Origin of the sequence: Streptomyces sp. NPDC093252 (genome assembly GCF_040683675.1) — a bacterium.
GTDB lineage: Bacteria > Actinomycetota > Actinomycetes > Streptomycetales > Streptomycetaceae > Streptomyces.
Genome location: NZ_JBFBEM010000016.1, coordinates 18,428 through 31,278 on the forward strand (window position 1 = coordinate 18,428; position 12,851 = coordinate 31,278).

Here is a 12,851-nt window from a genome sequence, read left to right on the forward strand (position 1 = left end):
CGTCAGCGGTGACGCTCCCAATACGCGGCGAAGGGCTCGGCGTTGGACAAGGCCCGGTCTCGGTACCCCCGGTACTCCGTGAGCCTGTCCGGCGGCAGCAGCTCACCGCCCACGAACGCGCCGGCCTCCGTGTAATGCATCCGGTACACGTCCCGGTCGTCGAAGAGCCAGAAGTCGTGGTCGGCCAGGCCGGTCACCGGCCGCTCGGTCACGTCGATGATGCCGATGCTCTCCCCCGCCCTGATGTTGCCGGGGTACGCGGACAGTTCGTACCGGAGGTAGTCCGTGAGCGGCGATCTGAGGACATGGACTCGCGACACCTGCTTGCCCTTGTCCGTCATGGACCGTACCCAAGGGTTGTCCGCCCACTCCGCGCCCATGTCCTCACCGGCCAGGAACCGCGCGATCTCCTCGCGCTCCTCCTCGACGTCGTACTCGTCCAGCGTCTCCAGCCGGAACGCGCTCCGCTCAAAAGTCTCGAAGAGACGGCCGAATTCCTCACCCACGAGCACGGAAGTACTCCTCCAGTACTGCGGCGGGGACGATCACCGCGGCCTCTCCGTCGGGCAGATCCAACTGCGCCAGCCGTCCGGGATCCGTCTCGATGTACCCCTGGACCACGTAGTTCTCCCGATCTTCAGTGCCCCACAGGGTCGGGCATGTGCCGTTCTTGCAGTCCGGGTCTCCAGAGAGCTTCCGTAACGCTCCGCCGTCCATGGCTTCCCCTCTGTCCTCGGTCACTCCTTGTGCCGATGCTGGCGGCCCCTCCGGATCACGGTCAAGATCCTGCGCTTTCCAGAACGGGAAAGCGGCCCAGATACCCCGGAACGGGGGAACTCCGTCGTCCAGGGCTGCGCCGTCCATGCATCGCGCGGATGATCAGGCTTCAGCCAACGCCAACGGCGATCCCGTTCCGCTCCCGGATGGCGCCGCAGCCCCGCCCGGCCTCACACGACCGAACGGGGCCCAGCGGGAGAGGTAGCACGGACGGGTTCAGTCGATGTCGGCGTTGCGGGCGAGCGCCACCAGGCCGGCGAACGCTCCCCGGGAGAGCATCAAGACGGGGCCGTCGGCGCGCTTGCTGTCCCGGACGGGGACTACGCCGGTCGCGGTTGCGTTCTCGGGGGCCCATTCGACGCACTGACCACCGTTGTTGCTGTAGGAAGACTTGATCCAGTTGCAGGGTTCGGTCGTGCTCGTCACGGGGTGCCCTTTCGTACCTCGTTGATCATGGCCACGGACTCCGCCTGTGGTAGCGCGTACTTTTGCAAGTGATGGTAGGCCGTCAGCGTAGGCACCACAGCCCTCGCCTCTCGTTCCAGATGCCCCCGGGCCGCAGACTCCGCGTAGAACAGGAGCGAACGGTCAGCGAGTGTCAGGAGCGTTATCGGCAGGTCAAACGGCCGACGAGCCCCCATGCTGAACGGAGCGATCTGAAGCATGGCGTTGGGCTGCTCTGCGAACTGAAGCAGTCGGTCCAACTGTGCGCGCATCACCGCCGGTTCACCGACGGACCGACGAACACAGCCTTCGTCCAGCACCACGTAGAGCAGCGGTGGAGGGGTTCGGATCAACGCCGCCTGCCGCGTCGCAACGAGGTTGGTCCGCTCTCGCGCCTGGTCCTCCGTGATCGCTCCCCGCTCGACGTACGAGTCCGCCAGAACCGCCGCATACTCCGGTGTCTGAAGCAGACCTGGGATGACACCCACCTCGTACAGTCGGATCTCCACGGCCCGGCCCTCGTACGCGATGAATCCCGGAAAGCCTTCCAGCAGCGCGCCGTACTTCATCCCCAGCCACTCGCGCTCAAAGGACTCATCGGTACCCGCAAGCTCAAGTACGGCATCAACCGCGCGACAGAACCGCAAGGTCGCATCTTTCAGAGCAGTTTCTACATGCGAGATCTGCGTGGGCGAATAGTCCATGCGGGCGGCTAACTCGCGCTGCTTCCAGCCCCGTTTCTCCCGTTCACGGCGGAGGCGTGCCCCCATGGCCTCCCGAGGGCCATCGTCCGGGCTCAGCTCCTTCAGGTTCGCCATGCGCATTCCTTCAAATTTGTTTGCCGATCCACATAGTTGAACTGCACCTGACTCTACGCGACGCTAACTCCTCCCGGTAGTGGAACCACTACAGAGAGGAGTTATCTGCATGAGAAGTCACGAGGTGGGCAAAATGAGCACCCCGCTTGGGGCGTTGGGCCCGCGGGTTCGCGACACGGTGAGGCGTACGCGTCTTGTCTTCGGCTGGCTGCCACGGCCACGACCCCGGCAGGTACCGCCCCCACCGCCACCCACCCAACAGCCGACCACCCCCGCCACCCCAGCCGCCCCAGCCGCCCAAGACCCCACCCCCACCCACCCCCACATCTGCGGCTCCACCGCAACAATGCCCTTCCGCCTCATCGCCCTCATGTTCGCCACCATCCAAGACTCCAGCGCCCCGCAGAACGTACAACCCCTCCTCCGCTGCCTCCTCCAGGCGCACCCCACCGGCCCCCACCACGACCTCGTCTGGGAGTTGGACGATCCGAGCGAGGGCGAAGTATGGGCCCAGTGGACGGACGGCCACCGCCCCCACGCCTTCCGGATCGTCCCCGACTGCAACGCCATCTCCGGCCCCACCCCCGACGACGAGGCATGCATCCTCTACACCGGACACCCGGGCTGCCATAGCTGGCACTACATCGACACTGCCCCCGAGACCCCCGATACCCCCGAAGCCCCCGGCACTCCCGAAGCCCCCGATACTCCCGAAACCCCCACCCCATGAACGCCGGCACCCCACCCACCCCCGGCACCTCCCGCATGACCATCGAGATCTACCGCGTCGGCCCCGACGGACGACGACTCACCCCCACCCTCCGCCGCACCTACCGCCCCGGCCCCGGACCCCTCACCCTCCCCGACTCCCTCCGCTGGCCCCCCTGCCGCTGCCCCCGCTGCCACACCGCCGGCCAAGCCCCACCCGGCACCCCATAGCCCCCCATCCCCCGGGGTATCCATCACTCGACGCACACTCATTGACCGGACTGGACCACCCCTCCTACGTTCACCGGACACCCACCCCCACCCCCACTCCACCTCACCTCACCTCACCCCCACCCCCAGCACAACTCCCCCTCCCCCCACCGGAGGTAACCGTGCGCCGCCGCCCCCACCCCACCGCCGCCCTGTTCACCGCCACCCTCACCCTCACCGCCGCCACCTCCCTCGCCGCCTGCGGAGGAGGGTCGGACAGCGACCCCGACACCCTGAAGGTCTCCTTCAAACAGTCGACGGACAACTCCGTCAAGGTCATGGACACCTACCTCGCCGACATCAAGGAGCAGTTCGAGGCGAAGTACCCGGGGAAGAGCGTCGAGTTCGTGCCGATCAAGGCCGCCGACTCGGAGTACTACACCAAGCTCCAGCAGATGCTCCGCTCGCCCAAGACCGCCCCCGATCTCGTCTACGAGGACACCTTCCTCATCAACTCCGACATCACCAGCGGCTACCTCACCCCCCTCGACCCCTACCTGGAGAAATGGGCCGACTGGGACCAGTTCATCGACACCGCGAAGGCGGCGGCCCGCGGCGAGGACGGGAAGACGTACGGCGTCCCGGACGGGACCGACACCCGGGCGCTCTGGTACGACAGGGCGATCTTCGCCAAGGCCGGACTCCCCGCCGACTGGCAGCCGAGGACCTGGGACGACGTCCTCTCCGCCGCCCGCACCATCAAGGAGAAGGTCCCCGACGTCACCCCCCTCAATGTCTACACCGGCAAACCCATGGGCGAGGCCGCCACCATGCAGGGCTTCGAGATGCTGCTCTACGGCACCGCTGAGGGCAGTGGTGACTCCGGCGCCGCCGACCCCCTCTACGACAACGGCAGCAAGAAGTGGATCACCGGCAGCCAACCCTTCAAGGACGCCCTCACCTTCGTCGAGACCGTCTACAAGGAGTCACTCGGGCCCGAGGTCTCCGACGCCCTCGACCCGAATTTCGGTACCCGCGTCCGTGGCGAACTGCTTCCCGAAGGCAGGCTCGGGATCAATCTCGACGGGTCCTGGCTCCCCCAGGACTGGCTCCCCGGCAGCGGGCATCAGTGGCCCGAGTGGTCCGACAAACTGGGGCTCGCCGCCATGCCGACCCAGCACGGGCAGGCGCCCGGCAAGGTCAGCATGTCCGGCGGCTGGACCTGGTCCATCCCGGACAAGGCCGCCAACAAGGACCTCGCCTTCGACTTCATCACCACCATGCAGACCAAGGCCAACGCCCAGAAGTGGTACATCGCCAACTCCGGTATCGCGGTACGGAAGGACGTCGCCGCCGATCCCGCGTACATCGCCGCCCAGCCCGGTATCGAATTCTTCACCGACCTCGTCCCCGCCACCCACTACCGGCCCGCCTACCCCGCGTACCCGAAGGTGTCCGTGGCCATCCAGGAGGCGATGGAAGCGGTGACCACCGGGGATCTGTCGGTGGACGAGGCCGCCGCCGCGTACGACGACACCCTCCGGGACGTCACCGACAACCAAGTCACCGGCAGCCAGCCCACCGAGAGCTAGCGGCGACGGCATGAAGAGCACGCCCCTCAGCGGAACCCCGACCACCGACGGCGGCACCACTCCGCTCAAGAACCAACCCCGCCCACCCAAGCAGACGCCCCCCACATCCCCCTCACACCCCCACCCCACCACCCGCCTCCTCCCCCTCACCCCCGCCGTCCTCCTGCTCCTCCTCTTTCTCGCCGCCCCCATCGCCTACTGCGTCTACATCGCCTTCACCGATCTCCAGCTCACCGGACAGGCCGAGTCGTCGTTCATCGGGTTCGAGAACTTCCGGACGGCGTTCACCGACCCGGCGTTCCTGAACGCCGTCTGGCTGACCCTCGTCTTCACCGTGCTGTCCTCCCTCATCGGGCAGAACACCCTGGGGCTGGCGCTCGCCGCGCTGATGCGGCGGGCCTCGAAGCCGGTCCGTACGCTCACCGGCGGCATCGTTGTCACGGCGTGGGTGGTGCCGGAGGTCGTCGCCGGGTTTCTGCTCTACGCCTTCTTCCGGCGCGAGGGCACGCTCAACGCCCTCCTCGACTTCCTCCATCTGCCCACCCAGAACTGGCTGTTCACCCTGCCGATCCTCGCCGTGTCCTTCGCCAATGTGTGGCGGGGGACGGCGTTCTCCATGCTGGTGTACTCGGCCGCGCTCGCCGAGATCCCCCAGGAGATCGACGAGGCGGCCAAGGTCGACGGGGCCGGGGGATGGCGGCGGATGTGGCACATCACGCTGCCGATGATCCGCCGTTCCATCGGCACCAATCTCATGCTCAACACCCTCCAGACACTGTCCGTGTTCGGGCTGATCTGGGTGATGACCCGGGGCGGGCCCGGCGACAAGAGCCAGACACTGCCGCTGTTCATGTACGAACAGGCGTTCCAGAACAGCATGATCGGGTACGGGACGGCGGTCGCGCTGCTGCTCCTGGTGGTGGGCTCGCTGTTCTCCGTGGTGTACATGCGGCTGCTGCGGACGGAGGTATGAGGTGAAGGGCGTGGTGCGTACGCGCTTCTCCCGGCGGCTCGCCGCCGACGCCGGACTGCTGGCCGTCGCCGCGGCGTTCGTGCTGCCGCTGGCCTGGGTGCTGCTGTCGGCGGTGGATCCGGGGGCCGACCTGCGGGTGAGGATCCCGGACGGGGTGACCTTCGGCCATTTCGACGCCGTCCTCACCGAGGACGTGACCTTTCGGCCGCTGCTGAACAGTCTGCTGCTGTGCGGTGGGGCGACGCTGCTGACGGTGGTGTGCGCCGCGCTCGCCGCCTATCCGCTGTCCCGGTTCCGGTCGCGGCTCAACCGGCCGTTCCTGCTGACCGTCCTCTTCGCGACCAGTCTGCCGATCACCGCGATCATGGTGCCGGTCTACGCGCTCTTCGTGCAGGTCGATCTGATCGACACCATGCGCGGGACGATCTTCTTCTTCGCCGCGTCCCAGTTGCCCTTCGCCATCTGGCTGATGAAGAACTTCATGGACGGGGTGCCGAAGGAACTGGAGGAGGCGGCCTGGACGGACGGGGCGTCCTCGCTCCAGTCCCTGGTGCGGATCGTGCTGCCGCTGATGGGGCCGGGGGTGGCGGTGGTGACGGTGTTCGCCTTCGTGATGATGTGGGGGAACTTCTTCGTCCCCTTCATGCTGCTGCTCACCCCGGACCAGATGCCGGCCGCGGTCAGCATCAACGAGTTCTTCGGCAACCGCGGCATGGTGGCGTACGGGCAGCTCGCCGCGTTCTCGATCATCTACTCGACGCCGGTGATCCTGCTGTATGTGCTGGTGGCGCGGCGGTTGGGGGGTGGGTTCGCGCTGGGCGGCGCGATGAAGGGGTGAGCGGGCCCCGCCGAAGGACCGACGGGCCCGGCAGCAGGCCCTGAAACCGGGCCAGACAACAGGCCCCGGAACACCGTGAGCCGGGCCCGGCAACGGGCCTCAGAACACCGTGAACCGGGCCCGGCAACCGGCCCTAGAACACCGACTCCGCCTCGTCCATCCGGTCCTTGGGCACCCGCTTCAGCTCCGTCACCGCCTCCGCCAGCGGCACCATCACGATGTCCGTGCCCCGCAGCGCGGTCATCCGGCCGAACTCGCCCCGGTGGGCCGCCTCCACCGCGTGCCAGCCGAAGCGGGTGGCGAGGACCCTGTCGTACGCGGTCGGGGTGCCGCCGCGCTGGACATGGCCGAGGATGACCGGCTTGGCCTCCTTGCCGAGGCGGCGCTCCAGTTCGAAGGCGAGGGCGGTGCCGATGCCCTGGAAGCGTTCGTGGCCGAACTGGTCGATGGCGCCCTTGCCGTAGTCCATGGTGCCCTCGGCCGGGTGGGCGCCCTCGGCGACACAGAGGACCGCGAACTTCTTGCCCCGGGAGAACCTCTCCTCGACCATCTTGACCAGGTCGGCGGGGTGGAAGGGCCGCTCGGGCAGACAGATGCCGTGGACACCGGCGGCCATGCCGGACTCCAGGGCGATCCAGCCCGCGTGGCGGCCCATGACCTCCACCACCATCACCCGCTGATGCGACTCGGCGGTGGTCTTGAGGCGGTCCATCGCCTCCGTGGCGACCCCGACGGCCGTGTCGAAGCCGAAGGTGCGGTCGGTGGAGGAGATGTCGTTGTCGATGGTCTTGGGGACACCGACGACCGGCAGGCCCGCGTCCGACAGCATCCGGGCCGCGGTCAGCGTGCCCTCGCCGCCGATGGGGATGAGGGCGTCGATCCCGAAGTCGCGGATCATGTCGGAGGCGTTCTCGCACGCCTCGCGCAGCCGGTCGCGCTCCAGCCGGGAGGAGCCGAGGATGGTGCCGCCGCGGGCGAGGATGCCGCTGACCGCGTTGAGGTCCAGGGCGCGGTACCGGCCGTCGAGCAGCCCGGCGTACCCGTCCTCGAAGCCGATCACCTCGTCCCCGTACTGGGCGACGGCCCGGTGCACGACCGACCGGATCACGGCGTTCAGTCCGGGGCAGTCGCCACCTGCGGTGAGAACTCCGATACGCATCGTGCTGTGTCTCCTGCTCGGTGTGGATGCTGCATGCCGGTGAGTGGATGTGCGCCACGCTGCGCGGGTGGGGCCGGGTGAGGCGTATTCGATTGTTCCATGTCGCCGGTGCCTGTGGTGAACAGTGCCGCAAGCGGGCGCTTTATCCATCTGCGACGATATTGTCAAGAGTGTTCGCTTCACCCGGACGAGCGAAATGGCGGGCGCATCGACCGGCCCTCGTCCGGTGACGATCGACCGGTCCCCGGCCGATGACGGATGTCCCGGCCGACCGGCCCGGTGACAGATGAACCGACGACCGGCCGGGGTGGCCGCCCGACGAAAGGAACAGCGCACGTGACGCGCAGCGTGTACGTGACCGGAATCGACCGCGGCGACGGCCGCCAGGTCGTCGAGCTGGGGGTCATGGAGCTGCTGACCCGCCAGGTCGACCGGGTGGGGGTGTTCCGCCCGCTGGTGCACGACGGCCCCGACCGGCTCTTCGAGCTGCTGCGCGCTCGCTACCGGCTGACGCAGGACCCGGCCACGGTGTACGGGCTCGACTACCACGAGGCGTCCGCCCTCCAGGCCGAGCGCGGCACCGACGAACTGGTGTCGGTCCTGGTGGACCGCTTCCATCTGGTGGCGCGGGACTACGACGTCGTCCTCGTCCTCGGCTCCGACTACGCCGCCACCCAGCTCCCCGACGAGCTGGCCCTCAACGCCCGGCTCGCCAATGAGTTCGGGGCGTCGGTCGTCCCGGTCGTGGGCGGCCGTCGGCAGAGCGCCGAGTCGGTGCTCGCGGAGACCCGCAACGCCTACCGCGCCTACGACGGCCTGGGCTGCGACGTGCTCGCCATGGTCACCAACAGGGTGGCCCGCGAGGACCGCGACGAGATCGCCGAGCGGCTGCTGGGACGGCTCCCGGTGCCCTGCTGGGTGCTGCCCGACGACCCCGCGCTCGCCGCGCCCACCGTCGCCCAGATCGCCCACGCCCTGGACGCCCGGGTGCTGCTCGGCGATCACTCGGGGCTGGCCCGGGACGCCCTGAACTTCGTCTTCGGCGGGGCCATGCTGCCGAACTTCCTCGCCGCGCTGACCCCGGGTTCCCTGGTGGTCACCCCCGGTGACCGGGCCGACCTGGTGATCGGCGCGCTGGCCGCGCACAGCGCCGGCACCCCGCCGATAGCGGGCGTCCTGCTCACCCTGGACGAGGTGCCCCGCGAGGAGATCCTCACCCTCGCCGCCCGGCTCGCCCCCGGCACCCCGGTGCTGTCCGTGTCCGGCACCAGCTTCCCCACCGCCGAGCACCTCTTCGCGCTGGAGGGCAAGCTGAACGCGGCCACCCCGCGCAAGGCGGAGACCGCGCTCGGACTCTTCGAGCGGTATGTCGACACCGCCGAGCTGCTGGGCCGGGTCAGCGCCCCCAGCAGCGACCGGGTCACGCCGATGATGTTCGAGCACCAGTTGCTGGAGCAGGCCCGCTCCGACCGGCGCCGGGTGGTGCTGCCCGAGGGCACCGAACCGCGGGTGCTGCACGCGGCGGAGGTGCTGCTGCGCCGCGGGGTGTGCGATCTGACCCTGCTCGGCCCGGTCGACCAGATCCGCAAGCGCGCCGCCGACCTCGGCATCGACCTCGGCGAGGCCCGGCTGATCGACCCCGCCACCAGCGAGCTGCGCGACGCCTTCGCCGAGCGCTACGCGGGCCTGCGGGCGCACCGTGGGGTGACCGTGGAGCTGGCCCACGACGTGGTCTCCGACGTCAACTACTTCGGCACCCTGATGGTGGAGGAGGGGCTCGCCGACGGGATGGTGTCGGGCTCGGTGCACTCCACGGCGGCGACCATCCGCCCCGCCTTCGAGATCATCAAGACCCGGCCGGGCGCGTCCATCGTCTCGTCCGTCTTCTTCATGTGCCTGGCGGACAAGGTGCTGGTGTACGGCGACTGCGCGGTCAACCCGGATCCGGACGCCGAGCAGCTCGCCGACATCGCCATCCAGTCGGCGGCGACGGCCGAGCGGTTCGGGGTGACGCCCCGGATCGCGATGCTGTCGTACTCGACGGGGACGTCCGGGTCGGGCGCCGATGTGGACAAGGTGCGCGCGGCGACCGCGCTGGTGCGCGAGCGGCGGCCGGATCTGAGCGTGGAGGGGCCGATCCAGTACGACGCGGCCGTGGAGCCGACGGTCGCGGCGACCAAGCTGCCCGATTCGGAGGTGGCCGGGCAGGCGACCGTGCTGATCTTCCCCGACCTCAACACCGGCAACAACACCTACAAGGCCGTGCAGCGCTCGGCCGGGGCGATCGCCGTCGGGCCGGTCCTCCAGGGGCTGCGCAAGCCGGTCAACGACCTGTCCCGGGGCGCGCTGGTCTCGGACATCGTCAACACCGTCGCCATCACGGCGATCCAGGCCCAGTCCGCGTCCCCGTCCGAGACCCGGTCCGCGTTCCCGTCCGCGTTCCCGTCCCCGTCCGCCGATCAGAAGGCTTCCCGCCCGTGACCGCGCCCGCGCCCCTGCCCCCGGCCCCGGCCCGGGTCCTCGTCCTCAACTCCGGCTCGTCGTCGCTGAAGTACCAGCTCCTCGACCCCCGGGCCGGTGTCCGGCTCGCGCAGGGCCTGGTCGAGCGGATCGGCGAGCGGTCCTCCCGGCTGAAGCACACCCCGGAGGGCGGGGAGAGCCGGGAGCACATCGGCCCGATCCCCGACCACGACGCCGCGCTGAAGGCGGTCGCGACGGAGCTGGACCGGGACGGCCTCGGCCTGGACTCCCCCGAGCTGGCCGCGATCGGGCACCGGGTGGTGCACGGCGGGATGTCCTTCACCGAGCCGACCGTGATCGACGACGCCGTACTCGCCGAGATCGAGCGGCTGATCCCGGTCGCCCCGCTGCACAACCCGGCCAACCTCACCGGGATCCGTACCGCGAGGGCGCTGCGCCCGGATCTGCCGCAGGTCGCGGTGTTCGACACGGCGTTCCACACCACCATGCCGGAGTCGGCCGCCCGCTACGCCCTCGACCTCGGGACCGCCGACCGGTACCGGATCCGCCGCTACGGCTTCCACGGCACCTCGCACGCCTATGTCTCCCGGGCGACGGCCGCCCTGCTGGGCCGGGCGCCGGAGGAGGTGAACGTCATCGTGCTGCACCTGGGCAACGGGGCGTCGGCCTCGGCGGTGCGCGGCGGGCGCTGCGTGGACACCTCGATGGGGCTGACCCCCCTGGAGGGGCTGGTGATGGGGACGCGCTCCGGCGATCTGGACCCAGCCGTCATCTTCCATTTGATGCGTGTTGGCGAAATGTCCGCCGACGAGATCGACACTCTTCTCAACAAGAGGAGCGGGCTGATCGGCCTGTGCGGGGACAACGACATGCGGGAGATCCGCCGCCGGGTCGATGAGGGCGATCCGGCAGCGCGGCTCGCCTTCGACATCTACATTCACCGATTGAAGAAGTACATCGGCGCCTATTACGCGGTACTGGGCCGGGTGGACGCCCTCGCGTTCACGGCCGGGGTCGGGGAGAACGCGGCGCCGGTGCGCGAGGCGGCCACGGCGGGCCTGGAAGGGCTGGGCATCGCGGTGGACGCCGGGCTGAACGCCGTACGGGCGGACGGGGCGCGGCTGATCTCGCCCGGGTCGGCGCGGGTGGCGGTGGCCGTGGTGCCGACCGACGAGGAACTGGAGATCGCGACACAGACCTACGCGCTGGTCGCGGAGCGCGATTCCGAAAAGAACTGACGAAATACTCGGCTGAGCGCCGGACCGCCCATTTGTACTTCCGCACCCATCGCACCCCGCATGCCCTTACGTGCTCTCCCCGCCCCTTCCGTGCACTTCCACCAGACGGAATATTCCATGGCGAAACAAACCGATAGGATCGCCCTATGCGCCGTTCGAAAATCGTCTGTACTCTCGGCCCCGCGGTCGATTCCCATGAGCAACTGGTCGCGCTGATCGAGGCCGGGATGAATGTGGCCCGCTTCAACTTCAGCCACGGCAGCCACGCCGAGCATCAGGGCCGCTACGACCGGGTCCGCGCCGCCGCCAAGGAGACCGGCCGCGCCATCGGCGTCCTCGCCGACCTCCAGGGCCCCAAGATCCGGCTGGAGACCTTCGCCGAGGGCCCGGTGGAGCTGGTGCGCGGCGACGAGTTCACCATCACCGCCGAGGACGTCCCCGGCGACCGGACGATCTGCGGCACCACCTACAAGGGCCTGCCCGGCGATGTCGCCCGCGGCGACCAGATCCTGATCAACGACGGCAATGTCGAGCTGAAGGTCCTGGACGTCGAGGGCCCCCGGGTCAAGTCGATCGTCATCGAAGGCGGGGTCGTCTCCGACCACAAGGGCATCAACCTGCCCGGCGCGGCCGTCAATGTCCCCGCGCTCAGCGAGAAGGACGTCGAGGATCTGCGGTTCGCGCTGCGGATGGGCTGCGACATGGTCGCGCTGTCCTTCGTCCGGGACGCCAAGGACGTGGCGGACGTGCACCGGGTGATGGACGAGGAGGGCCGGCGCGTCCCCGTCATCGCCAAGGTGGAGAAGCCGCAGGCGGTGGAGAACATGGAGGACGTCGTGATGGCGTTCGACGCCGTGATGGTCGCCCGTGGCGACCTCGCCGTCGAATACCCGCTCGAAAAGGTCCCCATGGTGCAGAAGCGCCTGATCGAGCTGTGCCGGCGCAACGCCAAGCCGGTGATCGTCGCGACCCAGATGATGGAGTCGATGATCACCAACTCCCGGCCGACCCGCGCCGAGGCGTCCGATGTCGCCAACGCCATCCTGGACGGCGCCGACGCGGTGATGCTGTCGGCGGAGTCGAGTGTGGGCGCGTATCCGATCGAGACGGTCAAGACGATGTCGAAGATCGTGCAGGCCGCCGAGGAGGAGCTGCTCTCCAAGGGGCTCCAGCCGCTGGTGCCGGGCAAGAAGCCGCGTACCCAGGGCGGTTCGGTGGCCCGTGCCGCCTGCGAGATCGCCGACTTCCTCGGCGGCAGGGGCCTGGTGGCCTTCACCAAGTCCGGCGACACCGCCCGGCGGCTGTGCCGCTACCGCGCCGAGCCGCCGATCATCGCGTTCACCACGGACGAGGCGACCCGCAATCAGCTCACCCTGAGCTGGGGCGTGGAGCCGCATGTCGTGCCGTTCGTGAACAGCACCGACGAGATGATCGACCTGGTCGACCAGGAGGTCGTCAAGCTGAACCGCTTCACCACCGGGGACATCCTGGTCATCACGGCCGGCTCGCCCCCCGGCGTCCCCGGCACCACCAACATGGTCCACATCCACCACCTGGGCGAGCGCACCTGACGGGTCCGCCCCCTGTGAGTACGGCGCCGAGGGCGCCCCCGG

The 12,851-nt window shown here is 69.1% G+C and carries 13 protein-coding genes; 8 read left to right on the forward strand and 5 right to left on the reverse strand.

Going from position 1 to position 12,851, the window contains the following annotated elements; translation table 11 throughout:
- Window positions 1-2 precede the first annotated feature (2 nt).
- The 4 genes from AB0O01_RS29455 to AB0O01_RS29470 all read right to left on the reverse strand — a co-directional run bounded on the left by AB0O01_RS29455 (window position 3) and on the right by AB0O01_RS29470 (window position 2,039).
- The gene (locus AB0O01_RS29455; protein WP_365318051.1) at window positions 3-512 is read right to left on the reverse strand and encodes a DUF6879 family protein; all 510 of its coding nucleotides are present in this window, start codon (window positions 510-512) and stop codon (window positions 3-5) included.
- A complete protein-coding gene (locus AB0O01_RS29460) occupies window positions 499-621 on the reverse strand; it encodes a hypothetical protein (RefSeq protein WP_365318053.1) in 123 nt (40 codons plus the stop codon). The genes AB0O01_RS29455 and AB0O01_RS29460 overlap by 14 nt, the downstream gene beginning before the upstream one ends.
- A gap of 372 nt (window positions 622-993) precedes the next feature.
- Window positions 994-1,203 carry a DUF397 domain-containing protein gene (locus AB0O01_RS29465; RefSeq protein WP_365318055.1) on the reverse strand — a complete coding sequence of 70 codons (210 nt, stop codon included), beginning with the start codon at window positions 1,201-1,203 and terminating at the stop codon, window positions 994-996.
- A complete protein-coding gene (locus AB0O01_RS29470; RefSeq protein ID WP_365318057.1) occupies window positions 1,200-2,039 on the reverse strand; it encodes a helix-turn-helix transcriptional regulator in 840 nt (279 codons plus the stop codon). Before AB0O01_RS29470 ends, AB0O01_RS29465 begins: the two co-directional genes overlap by 4 nt.
- A gap of 346 nt (window positions 2,040-2,385) precedes the next feature.
- Between AB0O01_RS29470 and AB0O01_RS29475 the strand changes: the two genes are divergently transcribed.
- The 5 genes from AB0O01_RS29475 to AB0O01_RS29495 all read left to right on the forward strand — a co-directional run bounded on the left by AB0O01_RS29475 (window position 2,386) and on the right by AB0O01_RS29495 (window position 6,360).
- A complete protein-coding gene (locus tag AB0O01_RS29475; protein ID WP_365318059.1) occupies window positions 2,386-2,769 on the forward strand; it encodes a hypothetical protein in 384 nt (127 codons plus the stop codon).
- Window positions 2,766-2,978, forward strand: a complete 213-nt coding sequence (locus tag AB0O01_RS29480) for a hypothetical protein (RefSeq protein WP_365318061.1) — start codon at window positions 2,766-2,768, stop codon at window positions 2,976-2,978. The genes AB0O01_RS29475 and AB0O01_RS29480 overlap by 4 nt, the downstream gene beginning before the upstream one ends.
- A gap of 161 nt (window positions 2,979-3,139) precedes the next feature.
- A complete protein-coding gene (locus AB0O01_RS29485) occupies window positions 3,140-4,549 on the forward strand; it encodes an extracellular solute-binding protein (protein WP_365318062.1) in 1,410 nt (469 codons plus the stop codon).
- 10 nt (window positions 4,550-4,559) lie between these two features.
- Entirely contained in the window at window positions 4,560-5,522 is a 963-nt protein-coding gene (locus AB0O01_RS29490; protein ID WP_365318064.1) for a sugar ABC transporter permease, read from the forward strand.
- A 13-nt stretch (window positions 5,523-5,535) separates the two neighbouring features.
- Entirely contained in the window at window positions 5,536-6,360 is an 825-nt protein-coding gene (locus tag AB0O01_RS29495; protein ID WP_365318362.1) for a carbohydrate ABC transporter permease, read from the forward strand.
- 133 nt (window positions 6,361-6,493) lie between these two features.
- Here the strand turns inward: AB0O01_RS29495 and AB0O01_RS29500 are convergent, their stop codons facing one another.
- Window positions 6,494-7,519 (reverse strand): ATP-dependent 6-phosphofructokinase, encoded by a 1,026-nt coding sequence (locus AB0O01_RS29500; RefSeq protein ID WP_365318067.1) that lies wholly within the window; start codon window positions 7,517-7,519, stop codon window positions 6,494-6,496.
- Window positions 7,520-7,855: 336 nt separating this feature from the next.
- On the opposite strand from AB0O01_RS29500, the gene pta reads away from it, so the two are divergent.
- The 3 genes from pta to pyk all read left to right on the forward strand — a co-directional run bounded on the left by pta (window position 7,856) and on the right by pyk (window position 12,809).
- Window positions 7,856-10,000: a phosphate acetyltransferase gene (pta, locus tag AB0O01_RS29505; RefSeq protein WP_365318068.1), complete on the forward strand. Its 2,145-nt coding sequence runs from the start codon at window positions 7,856-7,858 to the stop codon at window positions 9,998-10,000.
- Window positions 9,997-11,238, forward strand: a complete 1,242-nt coding sequence (locus AB0O01_RS29510; protein ID WP_365318070.1) for an acetate kinase — start codon at window positions 9,997-9,999, stop codon at window positions 11,236-11,238. Before pta ends, AB0O01_RS29510 begins: the two co-directional genes overlap by 4 nt.
- Before the next feature lie 146 nt (window positions 11,239-11,384).
- Window positions 11,385-12,809 carry a pyruvate kinase gene (gene pyk / locus AB0O01_RS29515; protein ID WP_365318072.1) on the forward strand — a complete coding sequence of 475 codons (1,425 nt, stop codon included), beginning with the start codon at window positions 11,385-11,387 and terminating at the stop codon, window positions 12,807-12,809.
- The last annotated feature ends 42 nt before the right edge of the window (window positions 12,810-12,851 follow it).